The 23,626-nt window shown below is 73.6% G+C and carries 23 protein-coding genes; 8 read left to right on the top strand and 15 right to left on the bottom strand.

The annotated features are described in order from the left end of the window. Window positions 1-305: 305 nt before the first annotated feature. The 3 genes from ACIQTO_RS34750 to aspS all read left to right on the top strand — a co-directional run bounded on the left by ACIQTO_RS34750 (window position 306) and on the right by aspS (window position 3,250). Entirely contained in the window at window positions 306-794 is a 489-nt protein-coding gene (locus ACIQTO_RS34750) for a DUF6879 family protein (protein ID WP_402396762.1), read from the top strand. A 14-nt stretch (window positions 795-808) separates the two neighbouring features. Next, window positions 809-1,657: a helix-turn-helix domain-containing protein gene (locus tag ACIQTO_RS34745; protein ID WP_402396759.1), complete on the top strand. Its 849-nt coding sequence runs from the start codon at window positions 809-811 to the stop codon at window positions 1,655-1,657. Between the two features lie 312 nt (window positions 1,658-1,969). Further along, complete coding sequence (gene aspS, locus ACIQTO_RS34740; RefSeq protein WP_402396757.1) at window positions 1,970-3,250, top strand: aspartate--tRNA(Asn) ligase; 1,281 nt, start codon at window positions 1,970-1,972, stop codon at window positions 3,248-3,250. Between the two features lie 49 nt (window positions 3,251-3,299). On the opposite strand, the gene ACIQTO_RS34735 is transcribed toward aspS, so the two are convergent. Together ACIQTO_RS34735 and ACIQTO_RS34730 are read right to left on the bottom strand one after the other, a co-directional pair. Then, window positions 3,300-3,593, bottom strand: coding sequence for a hypothetical protein (locus ACIQTO_RS34735; RefSeq protein WP_402396754.1), 294 nt, complete (start codon window positions 3,591-3,593; stop codon window positions 3,300-3,302). A 115-nt stretch (window positions 3,594-3,708) separates the two neighbouring features. After that, the gene (locus tag ACIQTO_RS34730) at window positions 3,709-4,224 is read right to left on the bottom strand and encodes a hypothetical protein (protein WP_402396752.1); all 516 of its coding nucleotides are present in this window, start codon (window positions 4,222-4,224) and stop codon (window positions 3,709-3,711) included. A 143-nt stretch (window positions 4,225-4,367) separates the two neighbouring features. Between ACIQTO_RS34730 and ACIQTO_RS34725 the strand changes: the two genes are divergently transcribed. The 3 genes from ACIQTO_RS34725 (at window position 4,368) to ACIQTO_RS34715 (ending at window position 7,170) form a co-directional block, all read left to right on the top strand. Next, on the top strand, window positions 4,368-5,012 hold the full coding sequence (locus ACIQTO_RS34725) for a PhzF family phenazine biosynthesis protein (protein WP_402396749.1): 645 nt from the start codon (window positions 4,368-4,370) through the stop codon (window positions 5,010-5,012). A 258-nt stretch (window positions 5,013-5,270) separates the two neighbouring features. Beyond that, window positions 5,271-6,728 (top strand): hypothetical protein, encoded by a 1,458-nt coding sequence (locus ACIQTO_RS34720; protein ID WP_402396747.1) that lies wholly within the window; start codon window positions 5,271-5,273, stop codon window positions 6,726-6,728. Between the two features lie 85 nt (window positions 6,729-6,813). Next, complete coding sequence (locus ACIQTO_RS34715; RefSeq protein ID WP_402396744.1) at window positions 6,814-7,170, top strand: ribosomal protein L7/L12; 357 nt, start codon at window positions 6,814-6,816, stop codon at window positions 7,168-7,170. Here ACIQTO_RS34715 and ACIQTO_RS34710 read toward each other — a convergent pair. The 4 genes from ACIQTO_RS34710 to ACIQTO_RS34695 form a co-directional block, all read right to left on the bottom strand. Further along, window positions 7,137-7,667, bottom strand: a complete 531-nt coding sequence (locus tag ACIQTO_RS34710; RefSeq protein ID WP_402396742.1) for a VanZ family protein — start codon at window positions 7,665-7,667, stop codon at window positions 7,137-7,139. The two genes, ACIQTO_RS34715 and ACIQTO_RS34710, sit on opposite strands and share 34 nt — an antisense overlap. A 243-nt stretch (window positions 7,668-7,910) precedes the next feature. Continuing rightward, complete coding sequence (locus ACIQTO_RS34705) at window positions 7,911-8,309, bottom strand: hypothetical protein (RefSeq protein WP_402396739.1); 399 nt, start codon at window positions 8,307-8,309, stop codon at window positions 7,911-7,913. After that, the gene (locus ACIQTO_RS34700; protein ID WP_402396737.1) at window positions 8,306-9,919 is read right to left on the bottom strand and encodes an ATP-binding protein; all 1,614 of its coding nucleotides are present in this window, start codon (window positions 9,917-9,919) and stop codon (window positions 8,306-8,308) included. The genes ACIQTO_RS34705 and ACIQTO_RS34700 overlap by 4 nt, the downstream gene beginning before the upstream one ends. Window positions 9,920-9,985: 66 nt before the next feature. After that, window positions 9,986-10,663: a response regulator transcription factor gene (locus ACIQTO_RS34695; protein ID WP_329487983.1), complete on the bottom strand. Its 678-nt coding sequence runs from the start codon at window positions 10,661-10,663 to the stop codon at window positions 9,986-9,988. Window positions 10,664-10,933: 270 nt separating this feature from the next. On the opposite strand from ACIQTO_RS34695, the gene ACIQTO_RS34690 reads away from it, so the two are divergent. Continuing rightward, a complete protein-coding gene (locus ACIQTO_RS34690) occupies window positions 10,934-11,917 on the top strand; it encodes a SigE family RNA polymerase sigma factor (protein ID WP_402396734.1) in 984 nt (327 codons plus the stop codon). Window positions 11,918-12,135: 218 nt separating this feature from the next. On the opposite strand, the gene ACIQTO_RS34685 is transcribed toward ACIQTO_RS34690, so the two are convergent. The 4 genes from ACIQTO_RS34685 to deoC form a co-directional block, all read right to left on the bottom strand. Beyond that, on the bottom strand, window positions 12,136-12,771 hold the full coding sequence (locus tag ACIQTO_RS34685) for an ATP-binding protein (RefSeq protein WP_402396732.1): 636 nt from the start codon (window positions 12,769-12,771) through the stop codon (window positions 12,136-12,138). A 408-nt stretch (window positions 12,772-13,179) separates the two neighbouring features. Then, window positions 13,180-14,082, bottom strand: a complete 903-nt coding sequence (locus ACIQTO_RS34680) for an aldehyde dehydrogenase family protein (protein WP_402396729.1) — start codon at window positions 14,080-14,082, stop codon at window positions 13,180-13,182. Beyond that, a complete protein-coding gene (locus tag ACIQTO_RS34675) occupies window positions 14,075-15,571 on the bottom strand; it encodes an aldehyde dehydrogenase family protein (protein WP_402396726.1) in 1,497 nt (498 codons plus the stop codon). The genes ACIQTO_RS34680 and ACIQTO_RS34675 overlap by 8 nt, the downstream gene beginning before the upstream one ends. 5 nt (window positions 15,572-15,576) lie before the next feature. After that, window positions 15,577-16,563: a deoxyribose-phosphate aldolase gene (gene deoC / locus ACIQTO_RS34670; protein WP_402396723.1), complete on the bottom strand. Its 987-nt coding sequence runs from the start codon at window positions 16,561-16,563 to the stop codon at window positions 15,577-15,579. Between the two features lie 236 nt (window positions 16,564-16,799). Here deoC and ACIQTO_RS34665 point away from each other — a divergent pair, with 236 nt between their 5' ends. After that, a complete protein-coding gene (locus tag ACIQTO_RS34665; RefSeq protein ID WP_402396720.1) occupies window positions 16,800-17,477 on the top strand; it encodes a PH domain-containing protein in 678 nt (225 codons plus the stop codon). A gap of 116 nt (window positions 17,478-17,593) precedes the next feature. On the opposite strand, the gene ACIQTO_RS34660 is transcribed toward ACIQTO_RS34665, so the two are convergent. The 5 genes from ACIQTO_RS34660 to pgsB all read right to left on the bottom strand — a co-directional run bounded on the left by ACIQTO_RS34660 (window position 17,594) and on the right by pgsB (window position 23,625). Beyond that, complete coding sequence (locus ACIQTO_RS34660) at window positions 17,594-19,312, bottom strand: phospho-sugar mutase (RefSeq protein ID WP_402396717.1); 1,719 nt, start codon at window positions 19,310-19,312, stop codon at window positions 17,594-17,596. Between the two features lie 154 nt (window positions 19,313-19,466). Next, on the bottom strand, window positions 19,467-20,288 hold the full coding sequence (locus ACIQTO_RS34655; protein WP_402396714.1) for a purine-nucleoside phosphorylase: 822 nt from the start codon (window positions 20,286-20,288) through the stop codon (window positions 19,467-19,469). A 127-nt stretch (window positions 20,289-20,415) separates the two neighbouring features. Continuing rightward, a complete protein-coding gene (locus ACIQTO_RS34650) occupies window positions 20,416-21,510 on the bottom strand; it encodes an NlpC/P60 family protein (RefSeq protein WP_402396711.1) in 1,095 nt (364 codons plus the stop codon). Window positions 21,511-21,571: 61 nt separating this feature from the next. Then, window positions 21,572-22,054, bottom strand: a complete 483-nt coding sequence (locus tag ACIQTO_RS34645) for a poly-gamma-glutamate biosynthesis protein PgsC/CapC (protein WP_402396708.1) — start codon at window positions 22,052-22,054, stop codon at window positions 21,572-21,574. After that, complete coding sequence (gene pgsB, locus ACIQTO_RS34640) at window positions 22,051-23,625, bottom strand: poly-gamma-glutamate synthase PgsB (RefSeq protein WP_402396706.1); 1,575 nt, start codon at window positions 23,623-23,625, stop codon at window positions 22,051-22,053. Before pgsB ends, ACIQTO_RS34645 begins: the two co-directional genes overlap by 4 nt. Window position 23,626 lies beyond the last annotated feature (1 nt).

The following is a 23,626-nucleotide window of genomic DNA, read 5'->3' as shown; positions in this document are numbered from 1 at the left end:
GGCGGCGCCCCCGCCCCGGGGGCGCCGGGGGGGGGGGCGCGGGGGGGGGGGGGGGGGGGCCCCCGGGGGGGGGGGGGGGGGGTGGGGGGGGGGGGGGGGCCCCCCCCCCCCCACCACGGAAAGTCCCGCCGGCCGGCCGCATTGCAGCGGATTGCACGGATGCGCCCCTGCGCTGCCCCGGTGCCTCCGGGCGCCGGGGCAATGTTCTTGACCCCGTGAGCTACCGGGAGAAGTCTTGCGGCGGAACGTCGACCGCTTGTGCTTCGGGGGAGAGCGTGCAACCACCGGCTCGTGAGGCTCTGGCTGTGGCCCGGTATTCGGCCGTGCACCTGGAGATGCGCGACAGCTACATGCGGGACGATCCCGACTTCATCGCCTGGCAGGGCGGGCATCGAACGGATCCCGCGCACCGGGCCTCCTGGTGGGGCACCTGGCACGACGTGGTCAGCACCGCGATGGCCAGGGGAGTCACAGTCCGGCGGGCGCGCATCGTCTCCGAGCCGATCAGCGACTACGTCCGCTATGAGTACGACGGGACGTTCGCCAACATTGCCGCGGGGGAGCTGGTGCGCTGGCTTCCAAGGCGGCAGACCCGCGATCTCGCGCTCCCCGGGCCGGATTTCTGGGTCTTCGACGATGAGACCGTGCTCTTCCACCACTTCACCGGCGACGGCCAGCTGGACGTCGACGGTCGTGAGTACGTGACCGACCAAGCCCTGGCCAAGCTGTGCGGATCAGCCTTTGAATCCGTGTGGCAGCGGGCCGTTCCCCATGAGGAGTACCGGCCGCGCTGAGCGGCCGAAAGCCCATGTCCGATCCAGCATCGTCAAGTGTCCAGCAGGCCCGGCGGGATCTCGCCGACCGTCTCGGCGAGATCCGGCGGGAGGCAGGTCTCACCGGTCGGGAGCTCGCCGAGCTCTGCGGCTGGCATCCGTCCAAGTCCTCGCGAATCGAGAACGCCCGCACCCTGCCGTCACCCGGAGATCTCCTGGCCTGGTGCCGGGCGTCCGGCGCTGACGATCGGGCGCCGGACCTCATCGCCTCGTTGCGGGCGGTCGACGGCATGTTCGTCGAGTGGCGGCGCATGGAGAAGGACGGCCTGAGGCGCGTGCAGGAGGCGGCTCTGCCGCGCTACGAGCGCACCCACCGCTTCCGCGCGTACTCCTCCTGGCTGGTCCCCGGGTTGCTCCAGACCCGCGCCTACACCGAATCGGTGCTCCGGGCCGTCCAGCGCCGCCGCCTGATCCTGGACGACGTGGACGCCGCCGTGGACGTGCGGATGGAGCGGCAGCGGGTCCTCCACGAGGGCGACCGCCGGTTCGCCTTTCTCGTGGAGGAGTCCGTGCTGCGCTCCGGCCCCGGCGGCCGGGACGTCCAGCGCGAGCAGCTCGCCCACCTGCTCACCGTCGGCTCGCTGCCCAACGTGAGCCTCGGCGTCGTGCCGATGAGTCCGGACCGCGCGCGGATGCCCGTCGAGGGCTTCTGGATCTACGACGCGGTCCAGGTGAACGTCGAGCTGGTCTCCGGGTACCTCACGATCAGCCAGCCGACCGAGATCGCCCTGTACGTCCAGGCCTTCGGTGAGCTGGCCGAGCAGGCCGTTCACGGTGAGCGGGCCCGCGACCTGATCGGCGCGGCGGGCGAGGCACTGGGCTGAGATGAGGAGGGAATCCCGTTGCGGGGCGCTCGGGCGCGACCTACGCTCCTCCTCAACACGTCGAGGGAGACGAGTACCTCCGGGCCCCGTGGGCCGAGAGAGCCGCCGGTTGCTGGGAAGGCGGCCTCACCGCCCGGAGGGAAGACACTCCTGAGTGCGGGGAGGAAATGCCCCGCCGGTCGGCCCCCGTCACCGGGCCAGCCACGAGGTCGCTGCCGTTCCCATCGGCGGCGGCGAAAGTGCGGTGGCACCGCGAGTTCCCTTCTCGCCCGCACTCCCAAGGGATCACCACGACGCCCCTGGAGGGCCGCGATGATCCACCCGACGACCGCCCGTGTCCTGGCCGCCGAACTACCCGGCCATGTCGGCGAGTCCATCGAACTCTGCGGCTGGCTGCACCGCCGCCGCGCGCTGAAGTCCGTCACCTTCCTCGTCCTGCGGGACCGCTCCGGCCTCGCCCAGGTGGTGGCCCCCGAAGGGGTGGCCGACATCCCGGAGGAGACGGTGCTGCGGATCCGCGGCAGGGTGGTGGCCAACGCCCAGGCACCGAAGGGCGTCGAACTGACCGAGCCCGTCGTCGAGGTGCTCTCCAGCCTCGCCGAGCCGCCGCCGTTCCCCCTCTTCCGCCCCACCGTCCCGGCCGCGCTCCCGGTGATCCTGGACGGCGCGCCGGTCACCCTCCGCCACCCGCGCCTCGCCGCCCCGCACCGGATCACGGCGGCCTCCGTCGCGGGGTTCCGGGCCGCTCTCGACGGCCTCGGGTTCACCGAGATCCAGACGCCGAAGGTGGTCTCCTCGGCCACCGAGTCCGGCGCGAACGTCTTCGCCCTCGACTGGTTCGGCCGCCCGGCCTATCTGGCGCAGTCGCCGCAGTTCTTCAAGCAGGCCATGGTCGGGGTGTTCGAGCGGGTCTACGAGACCGGGCCGGTGTTCCGGGCCGAACCGCACGACACCGCGCGCCACTTGGCCCAGTACACGAGTCTCGACGCCGAACTGGGCTTCATCACCGACCATCGCGACGTGATGGCCGTCGTCCGCGAGGCCGTGGCCGGGATGCTGGCCTCGGTCGCCGCCCGTGCGGCAGAGGCGGTCGACCTGCTCGCGGTGGACCTGCCCGTCGTCCCGGCCGAGATCCCGCAGATCCACTTCGCCGAGGCGATGCGGCTGCTGGGCGCCGACGAACCGGACCTCGCGCCCGCGCACGAGCGGTGGCTCAGCGCGTGGGCCCGGCGCGAGTACGGCAGCGAGTTTCTGTTCGTGGCCGGGTACCCGATGCGCAAGCGGCCGTTCTACACCCACCCGGAGCCGGGCCGGCCGGAGTACTCCAACAGCTTCGACCTGCTGTTCCGGGGGCTGGAGCTGGTCACCGGCGGCCAGCGGCTGCACCGGTACGAGGACTACCTCGCCGCGCTCGCCGCCCGGGGCGAGCCGGTGGAGCCGTACGAGAGTTACCTGCGCTCCTTCGCGCACGGGATGCCCCCGCACGGGGGCTTCGCGCTCGGCCTGGAGCGCTGGACGGCCCGGCTGACGGAGGCGGACAACGTCCGTCGCACCACGCTCTTCCCCCGAGACCTGCACCGCCTGACGCCCTGATCCGCCCAGCCGTCCGCCGTCGCCCCGGGGTGGGGCGACGGCGGACGCGTCAGAAGTACGTCAGCCAGCCGAAGGTGGCGGCGTAGGCGCGGCGGACGGCGTTGCGGCCGCGGCCGCCGAACGCGGTGACGAAGGCCAACGCGACCACGAACCAGACGGCGAGGGCGGCCGCGATGACCAGGGCCCACCCGGGCCGCTCGGCGACCCACCAGGTGATGGCCACCGCGCCGAGGGCCACGAGCAGCCCGACATGGGCGTCACCCAGGTCGGGCGGCTCCTCGCCGCGGTCCGGGGCGGGCGCGCGGTCCGGGGCGGGCGCGGGGTCCGCTTCGTCGGGTGTCATCGTCGGCCTCTGCGGGGTACTGCCGGAACAGGTCCGGCGGCGGATGCGTGAAGCGGTGCCCCGCCATTCGACCAGGGGTGGCCGACCACCGGAAGAGCGGCGCCGGCCACCGGGATCAGCCCGCCGGGTGCTGAGGGGCCGGCGGCTGGGCCGCGGGCTGGACGGGCTGGGCGGCCGGGGCGCCCTGCGGCGGGACCGGCGCGGCCTGCGCGTAGGGGTTCGGCGCGGCGTTGGGGTTGTACTGCGCGTTGGGGTTGTGCGGCGCGTTCGGGTTGTACTGGGCGTTCGGGTTGTACTGCGCGTTCGGGTCGTACGCCCCCGGGTACGGGACCGGCTGCGGGGCCGGGGCGTTGCCGCGGGCCACCATCGCCTTCACGGCGTTGACGATCAGCAGCACCGGGAGGATGAACGCCTGGAAGAACATCCGGTACTCGCCGCCCTCGAAGACGAACGCGAGGTAGTACGCGTAGCCGGTGAACGCGATACCGGCGATCACGTTGATGGCGCGCCAGCCGGCGCTCAGGCCGCCGCCGAGGTTGATCGCGCCGAGCACGACCATGGCGATGCCGCTGATCGCCAGCAGCACGACATACCAGGAGAAAAGGGGGTCAACGGTGAAGTCGAGGTTCACGGAGGCTATTCCTGTGGGAGGTGAGAAGGGCGGAACTGATGGGGACGAGTGCGCACAGTACTGGAGCCCGCCGACATTCGCCGCCGCGTTTTCGTCACGGACTCATTGCTGAATCCACCCCCCACCCGTGGTTGGGTGGACGAATGACTGACTATGAGGTCCTTCGGGTCTTTTGCGGCCCCGACGGCGGGCACGGCAACGAACTCGGCGTGGTCCGCGACGGGGCGGCCGTCCCCGGTGAGGCCGGCCGGCTGGCCCTCGCCCGCGAACTCGGCTTCAGCGAGACGGTCTTCGTCGACGACGCCGAGCGCGGCGCGATCGACATCTACACGCCCAGCGTTCGCCTGCCGTTCGCTGGCCACCCGTGCGTCGGCGCGGCCTGGCTGCTGGGCGCGGACCGGCTGGTGACCGCCGCCGGCACCGTCCGGGTGCGCCAGGACGCGGAGTTCACCCGGATCGAGGCCCGCGCCGAGTGGGCGCCGGGGCGCACGCTGAGGCGGTACGGCTCCGCCGCCGAGGTGGACGCCCTGGACGTCCCGCCGCCGGGGGAGTGGATCTACGCCTGGGCCTGGCAGGACGAGCGGGCGGGCACCGTACGGGCGCGGGCCTTCCCCGGCCGTGGTGACGGGATCGACGAGGACGAGGCCACCGGCGCCGCCGCGCTGCTGCTCACGGCCGAGCTGCGACGCGATCTGACGATCGCCCAGGGGCTCGGTTCGCAGCTCGTCACGGCCGTCCGGCCCGGCGGTCTGGTCGAGGTCGGCGGCCGGGTGCGGCGGGCCGCCTGACAGTCTTGCGGCCCGCCGGGCAACAGCCGTGCGGCGGGCCGGAATCGGGCGGCGCGGACGCTCTCGGCGACCCGCACCGACTGTTCGTCCCGGCGACCGAAACTCCTTCACGATTGGTCCACACGTTCGGATATGATGCCGCCGTTGCTGGAGTTTGGGGGCGAAGCAGCGGGACGGTCATGGCCTGCGTCGGGTTCCCACACAGTCCTGGCGACTACTCGCTGCCGGGCCAGGCCCGCTCTCCTCCGTGAGGTTCCAATGCGTACTCAGCACCGCGGCCTCCTCGCCCTGGCCGCCACCGCGACTCTCGTCTCCGGCACCGTCCTGGCCTCCGCCCCGGCCGCGCTCGCCGCCCCGTCGACCGCTCGGAGCACCCAGAGCCCGCCGGGCACCCGGGCGCAGAGCGCTCCGGTGTCGATCACGCTGGACGGCCTTCCCCGGACCCTCACCGCCGGTGCGGCGCCGGTCGAGTTCACCGCGACCCTGAGGAACTCCGCCGACCACGCGGTGGACGCCACGACCGGGTTCACCCTGGCGGACGTCAACTCCGGCATCAAGGAGACCCAGCTCAGGCTGGAGTTCCAGGCGCCCGGCAGCGGCCAGTGGAAGGCCGCGCTGCTCGGCCCCGGCCAGTCGGTCGGCGCCGTGTGGGAGCTCGACACCTTCGCCACCAGGATCAGCGTGCCGGCCGGGGCCTCGGTCGGCTACCGGCTGCGGCTCGCCGTCACCGCCGGTGCCGTCGGCGGAACGGCGACGGCCGCGTTCCGGGCCGTGGTGTCGGACCCGACGCTGCCGCCTGAGCAGCGGATCTCCAACCCCTTCAGCGAGTACGGGCGCTTCACCATCGTCCCGGTCGGCGGGCCGAACAGCCCGACGCCGGCCCCCGCGCCCGGCCCGGCCGAGCTGAGCGTCGAAGGCGTCCCCGCCTCCTTCACCGCCGGTGGCCAGGGGCGGCCGTTCAAGCTGGTCGTCGCCAACCACAGCGGCAAGGACGTCCGGGTCCTCCCCGAGGTCACCCTCCAGACCGAGGGCCCGCTCCCCGCCGACGTGGTCCGGCTCGAATTCCGGACCCCGGAGGGCGGGTGGCTGCCCGCCACCACCCGGCAGGAGGACCCGGCCACCGGCCAGTTGAACTTCGGGCTCGGCACGGGCGACAAGGAGGCCGACCTGGTCAGGCTGCGCGACGGCGCCTCCCGCACGATCGAGGTCCGGCTGACCTTCGCCGAGGGCGCTCCGCTCGGTGGCGCGTCCGTGCTGCTGACCGGCCACAGCCTGCCGGAGGGCGCCGGACTCGCCGTCACGACCTCCGGCCGGGCGGTCCGGTTCACGGTCGCGGCGCCGAGCGCCTCCGGCACGCCGTCCGCCCCGCCGTCCCCCTCGGCGTCGCCGACACCCCCGGCCCCGGCCGCCACGACCGCCGCCGCGCCGGCGAGCACGCCCCCGGCTCCGGCGCCGGTCGCGCCCTCGCCGTCCACCGCCGCGGTGGTCCCCGCCGCGCAGGTCGCCGGGGCGGCGCCCAGCCAGCCGGCGGCCGCGGCGGCTCCGGCGGTGGCTCCCGTCCCGGCGCCGGAGGCGGGGCTGGCGTCGACCGGCGGCGGCTCCTCCTCCGCGCCGATGGCGATCACCGGCGCCATGGCGATCGGGATGGGCGTGGGCACCCTGGGTGTCCTGGTCGCGAAGCGCCGCCGGCGGCGCGCGCACCGCCTCGTCCGCTGACCCCCGGCCGGGCTCACCGAGGCGGGACCGAGCGGGCGCGACCGAACGAGCGGGACCGAGCGGGCGCGACCGAGAGGGTGAGCCGGTGGAGGAACCGGAGTTCGTCGCCGAGCTGACCGGCGCGGGGGAGCGGCGGATCGAGCTGCTCCGCGCCGTCCGCGTGCTGACCGGCCTGAGCCTGTGGCACGGCAAGCTGCTCCTGGACGACCTGCCCGCCCCCGTGCGGGACGGCAACCTGCGCGACCTGGACGACCCGGTGGCCCGCCTGCGCGCGGCGGGCGGCCAGGTCACGGTGCGCTGCCGGGCGTGCGGTCGGGACGCCCCCGAACGGGGGCGGTTGATCGACCCCGCCCCGTGCGAGGTGTCCGCCCCCGGTGCCTCCTCCTGTCCGGCGAGCGGTGAGCCGCCTCAGTGGCCGTGGGACGAGACGGGCTCCGCGTAGACGGGCGGGGGCACCGGCGCGGGCGCCGGGGCGGGCCGCTCGGCACGCGGCCGGCGGGGCCGGGTCAGCAGCGACCGGCAGGCGGGTACCAGGGCGAGGTGGACGGCGGCGACGCCGACGACGGCGAACAGTATGTGGTCGACGTTCAGGACGTGGCCGGGGGTCCAGGAGGAGAGGAACTCCAGCGCGGTGGCCAGCAGGGCGGAGACGCCCGTGGTGCGGAGGAAGGACGGCAGCCAGCGGGCCCGGAGGCGGCCGCCGGCCAGCGGGAGCAGCACGCCGAGCGGAGCCAGCAGGAGCAGTTCGCCCAGCAACTGCCAGGCGGTGGAGAAGCGGAGCGAGGCGAGCGGCGTCAGATTGGCGTCGTAGACCCAGGCCACCGGCAGCGGTCTCAGCACCAGCCAGCCGGCCAGGGCCAGATGGAGGGTGAGGCCGATCAGGCCCGCCAGCCGTAGGGGACGGTGGACGGCCGCCGCCGGCCCGGTCTCGGTCCGCACGCCGGAACGCTCGTCGCGTGCCCTGGTGCCATCTCGCTGCACGCGGGGAAGGACGTGAGCCGGTGGCGCGGCGGTTCCACGCCCGGCGTGAACAATCCGCCGCACGCCCGGAGCGCCCCGAAGCGGCCCGAAGCGGCCCGAAACGCCCTGGATCAGGTCGGATCGGGTCGGATCGGGTCGGGCTTGACCGGATCAGGTCGGGCCCTGTCAGGTCGACAGGCGGCCGCGATCGGACGGCACCGGTCAGCGACAGGTGGGTGAGGCCGCCGGGGCCGGGGATGCCACCGCGCTGAACACGTTGTCCGCCGGCGGGGTGGACGGCCCGGAGGCCCGCGTGGCCGACGGCGCCGGGCTCACGAACGGCTTCACCGAGGAATGCGAGGCCGGTGCCGTCGGGCCGACCGGGGACGGTGCGGCCGGCGCCGTCGGTATGGTCGGCGCGGTCGGGCAGGCCGTCCGGCTGGCGGGCGCGCCCGCGTCCACCGGGACGGCGGTCGGCCGGATGCCGCACCCGGCGGCGAGGGCGGCCAGCGCGACCAGCCCGGCCGCGCCGAGCACCCGGCCCGGCCGGGAGGCACGCGACGGTCGGGCCGGGCGGGAGGCGGGCGACGGGCCGGCGGGAACGGACGGGCGGGGGGTCACTGCGCACTCTCCTCGGAGTCGGCGGCCGGCGGCGGAGGCTGGGTCCGCGGCAGCGTCAGCGTGAACACCGCCCCCACCTCCCCGTTGGCGGCCGTGATCGTCCCCCCGTGGATCTGTGCGTTGGCCATCGCGATCGACAGGCCCAGCCCGCTGCCCTCGGACCGCGCCCGCCCCTTGTCGGCCTTGTAGAACCGGTCGAAGACGTGCGGCAGCACGTCCTCGGGGATGCCCGGGCCGCTGTCCGAGACCTCGATGACCACCGAGCCCACCGAGCCGGCCGCCGCGGCGCCCTCCGGGCCGCCGGCCGGGTCGACGGCCGCACCGTCGTCCGGGCCGACTCCCGCACCGCCGGCCGCACCACCCGCCGGCCCGACCTCCCGGACCGTCACCCGCACCGGCGAGCCGCCGTGCTTGAGCGCGTTGCCGATCAGGTTGGCGAAGACCACGTCCAGCCGACGCGGGTCGACCACGGCCCGGACACCGCGCGGGGCGTCCAGTTCGACCGCGTCGTACCAGGCCCGGCCGTCGATGCAGGACATGATCAGATCGGAGATGTCCACCTCGTCGGCGACCAGCCTGGCCGTACCGGCGTCGAAGCGGGTCACCTCCATCAGGTTCTCCACCAGGTCGGACAGCCGGCGCGTCTCGTTGACCACCAGCCGCACGGCCGGCTCGATCATCGGGTCCAGCGACTCGGCCTCGTCCTCCAGGATGTCCGTCACGGCGGTCATCGCGGTCAGCGGGGTCCGCAGCTCGTGCGACATGTCGGCGACGAACCGCCGGCTCTGCGCCTCCCGCGCGCTCAGCTCCTCGACCTGCTCGTGCAGGGACTCCGCGGTGCGGTTGAACGTCCTGGCCAGGTCCGCGAGCTCGTCCGAGCCGTCGACTTCGAGCCGGGTGTCCAGATGGCCCTCGCCGAGCCGCCGGGCCGCGTCGCCGAGCCGCTTGACCGGGCGCAGCACCGTCGCCGACGCGGCCTGGGCGAGCAGCGCCGAGCCGATCAGCGCCAGCAGGGTGGCGATCGCCAGCGACCAGCCGAGGGTGTTCAGGTCGGCCCGCTCGTTCTCCAGCGACTTGAACATGTACGCCGTCGGCCCGGTCGGCACCACCTTGGTGCCGCCGATCACGAACGGCCGGCCGTCCAGGTTCTGCCGCTGCCAGTACAGGTGGTACGCGTACCGGTTGTTGTCGGTGATCTCGCGCGGCTTCGCCACGGTGTCCCGCAGCTTGGCCGGGACATCGGCGAGCGTGTAGGACGTCGGGTCCGAGGAGGCGACGCAGTCCGGGCGGGCGGGGTCGGAGACCACCACCTCGTAGCTGAGCCCGGAGCTGGCGACGCTGGCGGCCAGCTGGTTCAGCTCGGCGCAGGTGGCGTTCAGCGGCAGCTCGGAGACGTTGCGGGTGAGCGAGACCCGGAAGTCGTTGAGAGCGGTGTCCTGGGCGCGCTTGAGCACCGCGTCCCGGTTCAGCCAGTACGCGATGCCGGAGGCCGAGACGGCGGCGAGCAGCGCGACCGCGGCGAACACCGCGATCAGCCGCACCCGCAGGGAGCGCAGCCGTCGCCACGGGCCCGAGGAGAAGCGGCTGGTCGTCGTCTGAAGGTCAGTCACGGGAGCCTGTCGTTGCGGAAGATCAGGAGAGCCGGGGTATCAGGAGCGGGGCGCGGCCGGGGGCGGTCACGCCGGAGGGTCCAGCCGGTAGCCGACCCCGCGCACGGTGCGGATCAGGGTCGGTGCCGAGGGCACGTCCTCGACCTTCGCCCGCAGCCGCTGGACGCACGCGTCCACCAGCCGGGAGTCGCCGAGGTAGTCGTGCTCCCAGACCAGGCGCAGCAACTGCTGGCGGGAGAGCGCCTGCCCGGGCCGGCGGCTGAGCTCCAGCAGCAGTCGCAGCTCGGTCGGGGTGAGCTGGAGGTCCTCACCGTCCTTGGTGACGGTCATCGCCGCGCGGTCGATCACCACCGTGCCGTACGCGGAGGAGTCCGAGCTCTCCCGCTCACCGCGTCGCAGCACGGCCCGGATCCGGGCGTCCAGGACGCGCGGCTGCACCGGCTTGACGACGTAGTCGTCCGCGCCGGACTCCAGGCCGACCACGACGTCGATGTCGTCGGACCGGGCGGTGAGCAGGATGATCGGCAGCTGGTCGGTGCGGCGGATCCGGCGGCAGACCTCGAAGCCGTCGATTCCGGGCAGCATGACGTCCAGCACGATCAGGTCCGGCCGCTGCTCCTTGAAGAGCCTCAGACCGTCCTCACCGGAGGCGGCGGTGGCCACTTTGTGGCCCTGGCGGGTGAGGGCGAGTTCGAGGCCGGTACGGATGGCGTCGTCGTCCTCGATCAGTAGGAGGAAAGGCACGGCCTCATTCTGGCTCACCCGGAGCGCCGAATCACCCCCCGGCACCGGCCACCGCCCGCGCGGGAACCGGAACCCGGGCCACCGGCGTCCGTCACGGCGAGAAGCGGTGCGGGACGAAAGCCCCGCCCCTGTGACACCCCTGTGACAGTCGACGGACAGCGTCATCACAACCGGCGGGCAAGATTTTCCATGTCGCCGCAGGACAGCGGGCCAACAGGCCGGCTGAACGGCGGCGACAGGAACCGCTCGTACCGACGAAGGGGGCGCACGATGAACGCCAGGCTGCAGACCCGGACCAACCCGGCTGACCGCACGGCGCGCTCCTCATCGGCCACCCACCGGACCCGGTACGAGGTCAGGACCGACGAGAACTCCGGAGCCGTGATCGTGCGGGGGTGCGCCCACAGCGCCGGTGGAAGTACGGTCGCCCGCCGGGTGAGCGGCGGCGGCAGGCAGGGGGAGCTGTACGGAATCGGCCACCGGGGGACGGTGGTCGACTCCGCCAACACCCTCACGCTGCGGGGGATCCTCCCCGTCCGCGTCGAGGGCAAGGACACCCCGGGGGGGAACGGGGAAATCGGGGGGAGCGGGCTGCGGAAGGTCGACTCGGGGGAGTCGGCCGGCCGCGGGACCGCCGGTGCGACGCTGCTGCGGCTGAACCCCGCGGCGGCCCGCACCACCGAGGCGGCACAGGGAGACGCGCAGGGGGAGCACCCGGCCGTCGCGGAGGACCACACCAAGGAGTTCACCGCGTACGTGCGCGAGCGCCGCGCCTCCCTGTACGCCACGGCGTACCACCTGACCGGTGACCGCTACGAGGCCGAGGACCTGCTGCAGAGCGCGCTCTTCAGCACCTACCGGGCCTGGGGCCGGATCACCGACAAGGCCGCGGTGGGGGGCTACCTCCGCCGCACCATGACCAACCTGCACATCTCCGCCTGGCGGCGCCGCAAGGTCAACGAGTACCCGACCGAGGAGCTGCCGGAGACGGTCGGCGACACCGACGCGATGGGCGGCACCGAGCTGCGCGCCGTGCTCTGGCAGGCGCTGGCGAAGCTGCCGGAGAACCAGCGGACCATGCTGGTGCTGCGCTACTACGAGGGCAAGACCGACCCGGAGATCGCCGACGTGCTCGGCATCAGCGTCGGCACGGTCAAGAGCAGCATCTGGCGCGCGCTGCGCCGGCTGCGTGACGACGAGCACCTGAACAAGTCGGGCGACACCGTCCGGGCGTTCGGCGAGCTGGTCGCCTGAGGAAGGACCCCGAGAGGGGTGGGAACTCCCGTCGGGGGACGGGTGAGGACGGTCAGGGAACTGGCGGCGCCGGCTCGGGGGAGCGGCGCCACCGGGGGAGCCCGGTGGCCGTCCGGGAAGGCGGCGGGCCCGGTGCGGGGGAGACGCACCGGGCCCGCCGTTGTCCTGTTCCAGGCTCTCGGACCGCGCCGGAGCCCGGCCCGTCCGGGGGCCGGGGCTCAGACCGCGGAGAGCTGCCGCCCGGCCGCCGCGCGGATCCGCCGGTCCGCCTCCGGCCCGGTGCAGGGGTGGGCGCCCAGCCCGACCTGCCGGCCGACGATCGAGCGCTCCGCGCGCATCAGCCGCCAGCCGCGGCGGACCAGGACGGGCAGCGACTTGCGGCTCTCCCGGACGTCCCGGCGCAGCCGGCGCCAGGCCGTGGTGAGCGCGCCGTTGCGCAGGCACAGGGCGTCGCCCAGCAGGCCCTCGGCGGCGCAGTCGCCCGCGATCTCGGCGGCGAAGATGCCCTCGGCGATGAACGCGGGCGCGCCGGCCAGGTCCAGCACCCGGGTGGAGACGCGGCCGTTGGCCGGGATCGAGTACACCGGGACCTCGGCGCGGCCGGTCCCGTGGAGGCTGCGGATCGCGGCCACGGCCTGCTCGCGGTGCCAGGCGAGCGGGGAGTCCCAGTCGACCGCGCCGTCGGGCAGCAGCGGCAGGGTGGGGTCGTCCCCGTCCTTGTAGAAGTCGTCGAGCTGCAGCACCGGCAGGCCGCTGCGCTCCGCGAGTGAGGACTTGCCCGATCCGGAGGGCCCGGACAGCAGGACCACTCGGGCGCGGGCTATCGGGGCGGCATTCAGCGGGGAGTCACTCACGGGACACCAGTCTGACGCATCGGGGCCCGATGCCGAAACCGGTCGGATCACATCTTCTGCGGAGACCGGGGCGCGGCGAGGGCGAGCCGCGGCGGCGGCAGGTACCGGCTGTCGACCTGGAGGAAGACCGGCGGCCCGGCGTCGGGCGCCCGGCGGGCGGTGGCGGCCCGGTCTGCGCGGGGGCGGGGCGCGGCCGGGAGCGCCGAAAGGATGGCGCGGCGGCGACGAAGGTCGACGGTCCGCGCCGCCGGAGAAGGCCGGGAAAGTCGACGGACCCGCGCCAGGGGGGGAGAGGCGCGGGTCCGTCCAATGACCGTCCGGGCCCTGGGGGGGTGAGGGCACTGGGGACGGCCAGTCTGTGGAGTTGTTACTCGGCGGGCCCACCGGGCCCACGGGTGACGGGGGAGGTCAGATCCCCATCGGGTGCCAGACCGTCTTCGTCTCCAGGAACGAGAGTAGCCGGTCGGTACCGGGAGCATTGGTCCAGTCCTGGGCGAACGGGTCCAGCTCCGGACGGACCACCCTCTTCAGGGTATCCGCGGCAGCCGCTTCCAGCGCACCCGCCGCGCCGGGACCGTCGGCGGCGATCGCCCCGGTGAGGTCCACCGCGTTGACGTCCTGGTGCGAGGCCAGGGTGGGCGCGATGTCGACGGTCCGGCCCGAGATGATGTTGACCACGCCGCCGGGGACGTCCGAGGTGGCCAGCACCTCGCCCAGCGACAGGGCCGGCAGCGGCGCGTCGGCGGCGGCCGCGACGACCACGGTGTTGCCGGTGGCGATGGCGGGCGCGATCACCGAGACCAGGCCGAGCAGCGAGTGCCCGTAGCCGGCCTGCGGGGCGACGATCCCGACCACACCGGTCGGCTCCGGGGTGGAGAGGTTGAAGAACGGCCCGGCGACCGGGTTGGCGCCGCCCGCGATCTGGGCGACCTTGTCGGTCCAGCCCGCGTACCAGACCCAGCGGTCGATGGCGGCGTCCACCAGGGCGGCGGCCTTCTTCGGGCCGACGCCCTCGGAGAGCGCCACCTCGGCGGCGAACTGCTCACGCCGGCCCTGGAGCATCTCGGCGACGCGGTACAGCACCTGGCCGCGGTTGTACGCGGTGGTGCCGGCCCAGCCCTTGACCGCCGCGCGGGCGGCCAGCACGGCGTCCCGGGCGTCCTTGCGGGTGCCGAGCGGGGCGTTGGCGAGCCACTCGCCGTTGGAGTCGGTCACCTCGTACACCCGCCCGCTCTCGGAGCGCGGGAACTTCCCGCCGACGTACAGCTTGTAGGTCTTGAGGACATCAAGACGGCTCACGACATCAGACATCTCGGGCCTCGACATTCAGGTAGGGCTCCAGACCGTGGCGGCCACCCTCGCGGCCGTAACCCGACTCCTTGTAGCCGCCGAACGGCGAGGTCGGGTCGAACTTGTTGAAGGTGTTGGCCCAGACCACGCCGGCCTTGAGCCGGTTGGCGGTCCAGAGGATGCGCGAGCCCTTCTCCGTCCAGATGCCGGCGGAGAGGCCGTACGGGGTGTTGTTGGCCTTCTCGACCGCCTCGGCGGGGGTGCGGAAGGTCAGCACCGACAGGACCGGCCCGAAGATCTCCTCCTGGGCGATCCGGTGGGCCTGGCTGACGCCGGTGAACAGGGTCGGCTTGAACCAGAAGCCGGTGCCCGGCAGCTCGCACGCGGGCGACCAGCGCTCGGCGCCCTCGGCCTCGCCGGCGTCGGTCAGCGCGGTGATCCGGGCCAGCTGGGCGGCCGAGTTGATGGCGCCGATGTCGGTGTTCTTGTCCAGCGGGTCGCCGACCCGCAGGGTGCCCATCCGACGCTTCAGGGCGTCCAGCAGCTCGTCGTGGATCGACTCCTGGACCAGCAGGCGCGAGCCCGCGCAGCAGACGTGGCCCTGGTTGAAGAAGATGCCGTTGACGATGCCCTCGACCGCCTGGTCGATCGGCGCGTCGTCGAAGACGATGTTCGCGGCCTTGCCGCCGAGCTCCAGCGAGAGCTTCTTGCGGGTGCCGGCGATCTGCTTGGCGATCGCCCGGCCGACCGGGGTGGAGCCGGTGAAGGCGACCTTGTTGACGTCCGGGTGCGAGGTGAGCGCGGCGCCGGTGCGGCCGTCACCGGTGACGATGTTGACGACGCCCTTCGGCAGACCCGCCTGGCGGCAGATCTCGGCGAAGCGCAGCGCGGTCAGCGGGGTGGTCTCGGCCGGCTTCAGCACCACGGTGTTGCCGGTGGCCAGCGCCGGGGCGATCTTCCACGCCAGCATCAGCAGCGGGAAGTTCCACGGGATGACCTGGCCGGCCACGCCCAGCGGGCGCGGGTTCGGGCCGTAGCCGGCGAAGTCCAGCTTGTCGGCCCAGCCCGCGTAGTAGAAGAAGTGCGCGGCGACCAGCGGCAGGTCGACGTCGCGGGTCTCGCGGATCGGCTTGCCGTTGTCGATCGACTCCAGCACGGCCAGCTCGCGGCTGCGCTCCTGGATGATCCGGGCGATCCGGAACAGGTACTTGGCGCGCTCACTGCCCGGCAGCGCCGACCAGTCGGTGAAGGCCTTGCGGGCGGCGGCGACCGCGCGGTCGACGTCCTCGTCGGTGCCCTGGGCGAACTCGGCGAGCACCTGCTCGGTGGCCGGGTTGACCGTCTTCAGGGCCTCGCTGCCGGAGGAGTCGACGAACTCGCCGCCGATGAAGTGGCCGTAGGAGGTGGCGATGTCACCCGCGGCGGCGGGGGACTCGGGCGCCGGGGCGTAGCTGAAGAGGCCGCCGGCCGGCTTGGCCGCGGGCTCCTCGATGTTCTTCTTCTTGGCCATGGTGATCAGTCCACCGTCACGTAGTCGGGGCCGGAGTACCGTCCGGTGGTCAGCTTCTGACGCTGCATCAGCAGATCGTTGAGCAGGCTGGACGCGCCGAAGCGGAACCAGTGCGGGGTCAGCCAGTCGTCGCCGAGGGTCTCGTTGACCATCACCAGGTACTTCATGGCGTCCTTGGTGGTCTTGATGCCACCGGCGGGCTTCACGCCGACCTGGACACCGGTCTGCGCCTTGAAGTCGCGGACGGCCTCCAGCATCAGCAGGGTGACCGGCGGGGTCGCGTTGACGGCGACCTTGCCGGTGGAGGTCTTGATGAAGTCGGCGCCGGCCAGCATCGCCAGCCACGAGACGCGGCGCACGTTGTCGTACGTCTGCAGCTCGCCGGTCTCGAAGATCACCTTGAGGTGGGCGGCGGTGCCGTCGGGGCGCTTGCACGCCTCCTTGACGGCGACGATCTCGTTGAAGACGTCCAGGTAACGGCCGGAGAGGAAGGCGCCCCGGTCGATCACCATGTCGATCTCGTCGGCGCCGGCCGCGACCGCGTCGGCGGTGTCGGCGAGCTTCACCGGGAGCGCGGCGCGCCCGGCGGGGAAGGCGGTGGCGACGGAGGCGACCTGGATGTCGGTGCCCCGCAGGGCGTCCTTCGCGGTGGCGACCATGTCCGGATAGACACAGATGGCGGCGACGCGCGGGGTGGTCGGGTCGGACGGATCCGGGGTCCGGCCCTTGGCGCACAGCGCGCGCACCTTGCCGGCGGTGTCCGCGCCTTCGAGCGTGGTCAGGTCGATCATCGAGATGGCCAGGTCGATGGCGTAGGCCTTCGACGTGGTCTTGATCGAGCGGGTACCGAGGGTGGCGGCACGCGCCTCCAGGCCGACCTGGTCGACGCCGGGCAGGCCGTGCAGGAAGCGGCGGAGCGAGGCTTCGGACGCCGCAACGTCCGCAAGACCGCTGCCCGCAGCGCCGGGGGCATTGGCTGCAAGAGTGGACATAGTCACCACACCAGCATATCTACGCGCGTAGTCAACCGCTAGGCCCCCCACCTTTCGATGCCGGACCGATATCTCGGCCGGGTGGGGACCGGTTCCGGAGGGACCATCGGCGGGTCGGGGGCGGCGCGGGGCGGAGGTGGGGGTGGACTCACCCGGGCGGGGAGGAGAACGGCCGAGGTCGCCACGGTGATCGCCGCCCCTGTAGATCAGGGGGAGCATGGGGCAGAATCGTCGGCATGACCGAATCCGACGGCAAGCCCCACCAGGGCTCGGCCGGCTCCGACGGGGAGCCCGTGTACGCGGACCGCGTGTACCGCTCCATTCCCGGTGTCATCTCCGGTGTGCTGCTGCTGGCCGTGGCCGGGTGGCTGATCGCGGACGCGGCGCTGAACGGGACGGGCAAGACCCCGTACGTGTCGCTGGCCGCGGTACCGGTGTTCGCCTTCCCGGTGATCGCCTACACGCTGCGGCCGGCGGTGCGGGTGAACGACCGGCGGCTGGTGGTGCGCAACCCGCTGCGGACGATCACCGCGCCCTGGGCGTCGGTGGACGCGCTGCGCGCGGGCTACTCGGTGGAGCTGCTGGCCGGGGGCAACAAGTACCAGGTGTGGGCCGTGCCGGTGTCGCTGCGCCAGCGCAAGCGGGCCAACCGGATCCAGCAGCGCGGCGGCCCCGAGCAGCACGCCTCCCGGCTGGGGGCGGCCTTCGGCCGGCCCACCCCGTCGGTGGTCGAGGGCGCGCCGGACCCGAACCGGGCCTGGTCCGACCAGGTGGTCGCGATCCTGCAGGACACGGCGGACCGGAACGCGGGGAACCCCGCCGCGGCTGGCCCGGTGGTGGTGCGGTGGTGCTGGTGGATCATCGCGCCGACCCTGCTGGGTCTGGCCGCGCTGATCGTCGCGATCGCGGTCTGAGGACCTGACGAAGACGACCTGACGAAGACGACCTGACGAAGACGACCTGACGAAGGGGCCCCCGCCGTGGCGGGGGCCCCTTCGGTCGCGCGGGAGGGCCCGGCGCGCCGGGTGGCTCAGCCGTCGATGCCGGCGGCCACGGCCAGGTCGCGCTTGATCGCGCCGAGCAGCTCTGCGGCACGCTCCCGGGCGCCGGCCAGGTCGGCGGCGGAGCCGACCGGCAGGACGACCTCCAGGTAGCACTTCAGCTTGGGCTCGGTGCCGGACGGCCGGACCACGATCCGGGCCGAGCGGACGGCCTCGCCGGCCAGGTAGTAGCGCAGGCCGTCGGTCGGCGGCAGGTCGGCGGAGCCGGCGGTCAGGTCGTCGGCCCGGGTGACGGTGAGGCCGGCCAGCACGGTCGGCGGCTGCTCGCGCAGGCGCCGCATCGCCTCGGCGATCAGCGTGAGGTCCTCCACCCGGACGGAGAGCTGGTCGGTGGCGTGCAGGCCGTGCTCCAGCGCCAGGTCGTCCAGCAGGTCGGCGAGGGTCCGGCCGGACCGCTTGAGGGTGGCGGCGAGCTCGGCGACCAGCAGGGCGGCGGTGATGCCGTCCTTGTCGCGCACGCCCTCCGGGTCGACGCAGTAGCCGAGCGCCTCCTCGAAGCCGTAGCGCAGGCCGTCGGCGCGGGCGATCCACTTGAAGCCGGTCAGCGTCTCGGCGTAGCCCAGCCCGGCGGCCTCGGCGATCCGGCCGAGCAGGGTGGAGGAGACGATGGTGGTGGCGAAGGTGCCGGTGGCCTGCTTGGCGACCAGCGCGGCGCCGAGCAGCGCGCCCACGTCGTCGCCGCGCAGCATCCGCCAGCCGGTGCCGTTGCCGCCGGCGGCGTTGCCGTTGGCCGGGACGGCCACCGCGCAGCGGTCGGCGTCCGGGTCGTTGGCGATCACGATGTCCGGGCCGACCGAGGCGGCGGTGCGGAAGGCGAGGTCCATCGCCCCCGGCTCCTCCGGGTTGGGGAAGGCCACGGTCGGGAAGTCCGGGTCGGGCTCGGCCTGCTCGGCGACCACGGTGGGCGCGGGGAAGCCGGCCCGGCGGAAGGCGGCGACCAGGGTGTCCCGGCCGACGCCGTGCATCGGGGTGTAGACGACGTCCAGGTCGCGCGGGCTGTGCGGGTCCACGGTGGAGACGGCGCGGGTCAGGTACGCGTCCACGAGGTCCTCGCCGAGCACGTCCCAGCCGTCCTCGGCGAGCGGGACCTCGGTGAGCGAGCGGATCGCGTCGATCTCGGCGGCGATCCCGGCGTCGGCGGGCGGGACGATCTGCGAGCCGTCGCCCAGGTAGACCTTGTAGCCGTTGTCCTGCGGCGGGTTGTGGCTGGCGGTGACGGTGACACCGGCGGCCGCGCCCAGGTGGCGGACCGCGAAGGCGAGCACCGGGGTGGGCAGGGCGCGCGGCAGCAGGGCGGCCCGCAGGCCGGCGCCGACCACCACGGCGGCGGTGTCGCGGGCGAAGTCGTACGACTTGTGCCGGGCGTCGTAGCCGATGACGACCAGGTCGCCCAGGTTCTCCTTCTGCACGTACGCCACCAGGCCGGCGGCGGCCCGGATCACCACGGCGCGGTTCATCCGCATCGGGCCCGCGCCCAGCTCGCCGCGCAGGCCGGCGGTACCGAACTGGAGCCGGTTGGAGAACCGCTCGGCCAGGCGCGACCAGGCGAGCTTGCTGTCCGACTCGGCGTCCGGGCCCTCGGCCTCGGCCAGCAGCGCGGCCAGCTCCTCGCGGGTCTGCGGGTCGGGGTCCTCGGCCAGCCAGGTCCGGGCCCGGGCGAGGAGATCGGTGGTGGGTGCCTGCGTCATGGCTGCAGCTCCATCGGGAAGTGCGTCGGTTCGGTCGGCCGGAGGGTTCCGCAAGAAGGGGGCGCGCATGCGGACGGGGCCCGCGGGCGGCTGTGATCCGCTGATCACAGCCGCCCGCGGACCCCGTCGCTCACGATTGTGCGTCAGAGCCGGGTCAGATCCGCTCAAGGACCTTCGCGAGCAGCGTGCCCATGCGCTCGGCGGAGGCCTTGCCGGCCTCCAGCACCTCGGCGTGGTTGAGCGGCTCGCCGGTGATGCCCGCGGCCAGGTTGGTGACCAGCGAGATGCCGAGCACCTCGGCGCCGGCCTCGCGGGCGGCGATGGCCTCCAGCGTGGTGGACATGCCGACCAGCTCGCCACCGATCACCCGGGCCATGTTGACCTCGGCCGGGGTCTCGTAGTGCGGGCCGCGGAACTGCACGTAGACGGCCTCGTCGAGGCTGGAGTCCACCTCGCGGCAGAGGTCGCGCAGCCGCTTGGAGTAGAGGTCCGTCAGGTCGACGAAGTTGGCGCCGACGATCGGGGAGTCCGCGGTCAGGTTGATGTGGTCGCTGATCAGCACCGGCTGGCCGGGGGTCCAGCCCTGGCGCAGACCGCCGCAGCCGTTGGTCAGCACGATGATGCCGCAGCCCGCGGCGGCCGCGGTGCGCACGCCGTGGACCACGGTGGCCACGCCGTGGCCCTCGTAGTAGTGGTTGCGGCCCAGGAAGATCAGGGCGCGCTTGTCACCGATCTTCACCGAGCGGATGGTGCCGGCGTGGCCGGCCACGGCGGGGGCGGGGAAGCCCGGGAGTTCGGTGACCGGGAACTCCGCGACCGTCTCGCCGAGGGCCTCGGCGGCCGGCACCCAGCCGGAGCCCATCACCAGGGCGACGTCGTGGCGCTCGGCGCCGGTCAGCTCGCGCAGGCGCTCGGCGGCGGCCTGGGCGGCGGCGTAGGGGTCGGCGGAGACGACCGACTGAGGAGATGCGTTCACAGGTCCGAGGATAGACGGGAATCGGCTACGCGCGTAGAAAATCCTGGTACGACGTGCCGGATCGTTACCCGGATGGCGTGAAAGTACAGCTCGGGAGCCCGTGTCCGAGCCCCCGGGCGGGAGCAATCTACAGCCGCTTCGCGCTGCGCAGTCCCTTCGCGTACAGGCCGTTGTCGTCCAGGCGGGCGGTGCCGCCCTTGTCGCCGAAGGTCGGACCGTTCGCCTCCTCGCGGCTGGAGATGTAGCGGGGGTGGCCGTCGGTGTCCAGGCCGAGGTAGATGCCGGTGTGGTCGAGCCGGGCGCCGGTGCGCGCGTCGATCTCGAAGAAGACCAGGTCACCGGGTTGCAGCGGGTCGATCGAGGCGGGCCGCAGGGTGGCGTCGGAGCCGGGGGCGGTGGTCAGCGGCAGCACCGGGACCCCGGGGGCGAGCCGGGCCAGGCCGTTGGCGGTGCGCGGCAGACCGGCGCCGGCCACGTCCTTGCTGAGCAGCGGGTAGCCGGAGCGGTAGCCGTAGACCATCCGGACGAACCCGGAGCAGTCGAAGGAGCCGTAGCGGGTCTTGTCGGGCTGCTTGGTGACCTTGTCGGCGAAGGTGTACGCGGTACCGAGGTAGTCGAGGAAGTCGGTCTGCTCCAGCCGCAGGTCGTTGCCGGCCGAGCCGTTGGGGTTGAGCGGGCCGAACGAGGCGTCGCCCCTGACCCGTACGCCCTTGGCGTCCCGGCCCTCCGGCGCGCCCGCCAGGTACTGGACGGCGATCGCCAGCACGTCGTCCCCGGTGGAGCCGAGCGACTGCTGGAACCAGGTGCGGAACCACCCCTCGGTCTCCGCGCCGGCCCGCCAGGTCTGCGGCAGCAGCCGGACCCAGCTGTCGCTGACCAGGGTGGCCGCGGTCGTGCCCGGCTCGGCGAAGGTACGGCTCGGGCCGGCCAGGACGGCGGTCCGGGCGCCGTCGGTCAGGGTGGCGAGCACCCCGCCGCGGGAGTCCCGCACGACCGTGCGGTCCGGGCCGGCCAGCCGCTCGTAGCGGTACCCGGTGGCGGCCGCGGCGGTGCCGGCGGCGGCCGGGCTCGCCGTGGCGGTGGCGGCGATCAGCGGGGCGGTGCCGACGCCCTCGGCGGGCAGCCGGTCGCGGTCCCGCAGCTGCACGGTGAGGTAGCCGCCGGCGGCCAGCAGGGTGACGGCGAGGCCGGTGCTGAGCAGGGACTTCCGGGTGACGGGCATGAGGGGCCTGGCTTCCTGCGGGTGCTGGGGGTCGGGGCGCTACCGGGGACGGGTACCGGGATCAGGTGCCGGGGAGCGCGCCGAGCAGCACGCCGGCGGTGAGCACCACGTAGTTGGCGAGGGTCACCGTGCCGGTAGCCATCAGGGTGGCCGCCCGGGGCTGGCGGACCAGCTGGTAGGCGATCAGGCCGGGGACGATGAAGCCGAGCGTCTGGTTCGCGTACAGGGTGGGCAGCTCGCGCTGGAGCACCAGCATCACGGTGGCCTGGAGCAGGACGCCGATCAGCACCACGGCGGCGAACAGCCGCTTGCCGTAGAGGATCACCAGCTTCTGGACGGCCCGGGTGGCGAGGTAGGTCAGCGCGGTCACCCCGATCACGATGGCCACCCGCTGGAGGTCCTCGACCAGTGTGAGGGCCAGCCAGCCGGGGGTGATCATGCCGCCGGGGGAGAGGTTGGTGGTCAGGTAGCAGACGAGCGAGAAGACCAGGCCGAGCGCGATGCCGATGGCGGCGATCTCGGGGGTGAGCTCGGTGGGGATCACTGCTGGTCTCCGTGGGGGAAGGGGGTGGTCCGGCGGGTGGGGGCGGGGGCGAACCAGGAGTCCGGCAGCGGCTCGGGGACGTACACCGGCTGGGGCGAGGGGGGCTCGGTGGGCACGGGGGCGGTGGGCCAGGGCTGGGTGTGGCCGTGCTGCGGGTAGCCGTGTTCGGCGTAGCCGTGCTGGGCGTAGCCGTGCTGGGCGTAGCCGTGCTGGGCGTATCCGTCGTGCGCGTAGCCGTGCTCGCCGTATCCGTGCTCGGCGTACCCGTGCTGCGCGTACCCGTCCTGCGCGTACCCGTGCTCGCCGTACCCCGGCTCCCCGGACGGGGCCGCCGCCGGCCACGCGTCCGGCATCGTCGTGGGCTCGGGCTCGGGTGCCGCCTCCGGCTCCTCGTCCGGGTCGAGCCGGGCGAGCTCCTCCAGGAACAGCTCGCCCTGGCCGTGGATGTTGCCGATCGCGACCAGCGAGGAGTCCGGTCCGAGCCCGGCCAGCAGGTCCGCGGTGAGCGCCGCCGGGTCGCGCCGGTCGCCGCCGAGGTCGACCACCCGGCCCGGCCAGCCGGCCGGGATGCCGTCCCGGGCGCTCCGGGTGGGGTGGCCGATCAGGAAGACGGTGTCCGGGTCGAGGTCCGGCACGATCTGGCCCATCTGGCCGTTGCGCTCGACCCGGTCCGGGCGGCAGTTGATCACGACGTTGAGCGGGCGGTGGATCGCGCCGAGGCTCTCCAGCTGACGGACGTTCATCAGGGTGGACTCGGGGTCGTTGGCCGCGAAGACGTTGGCGAACCGCAGTCGCCGGCCGTCCCCGGTGCGGTACCGCTCGACGGAGAGCACGCCCGGATCCGGCGGGGCCTGCCACATCCCCCGCAGCGCCGTCTGCCGCTCGATGCCGAGGAGCTCGGCGACGGCGAGGGCGATGGCCACGTTCTCCTTGAAGGTGAACCAGCTGAAGCCGCGCAGCTCCTCGTCGGTGACCGACTCCGGGTCGACCACGATCAGTTCGCAGTCCCGCGCGGCCGCCTCCGCGCGCAGGATGTGCAAGCGGTCCCGCTCGGCGGTGACGCAGACGCCGCCGACCGGCATCGAGCGGGAGAGCGACCGGGCCACGTCGTCCAGCGTCGGGCCCATCTCGGCCAGGTGGTCCTCGCGGACGTTGCAGAGCACGCCGATGGTGGAGCGGATCAGCTTGGTCTGGTTGACCTCCTGGAGCGCCGGCATCACCGCCATGCACTCGATCACCAGGGCGTGCGGGCGGTAGGTCGCGGCCCGGCGGACGATGCCGATCTGCTCCACCACGTTGGCGATGCCGAACTTCCGGTAGACCGGCTCCTCGGTCGCGTCGGGGTGGATGAACCGGGCCGCGGTGCCGGTGGTCTTGGCCACCGTCACCAGGCCGCCGCCGCGCAGCGCGCCCGCGCAGAGCCGGGTGATCGAACTCTTGCCGCGGATGCCGTTGACCAGGACCCGGGTCGGGATCTGCTCCAGCGCGGCGTAGTGCCGGCGCTGTTCGACGATGCCCGCGACCAGCAGGACGGCGCAGCACACCAGCAGCACGAGGTACAGGAAGAGCACG

Origin of the sequence: Kitasatospora sp. NPDC091207, assembly GCF_044768625.1 — a bacterium.
Taxonomy (GTDB): Bacteria; Actinomycetota; Actinomycetes; order Streptomycetales; family Streptomycetaceae; genus Kitasatospora.
Note: the sequence above shows the minus strand (reverse complement) of the source record. Positions and strands in the feature narration are given on the sequence as shown.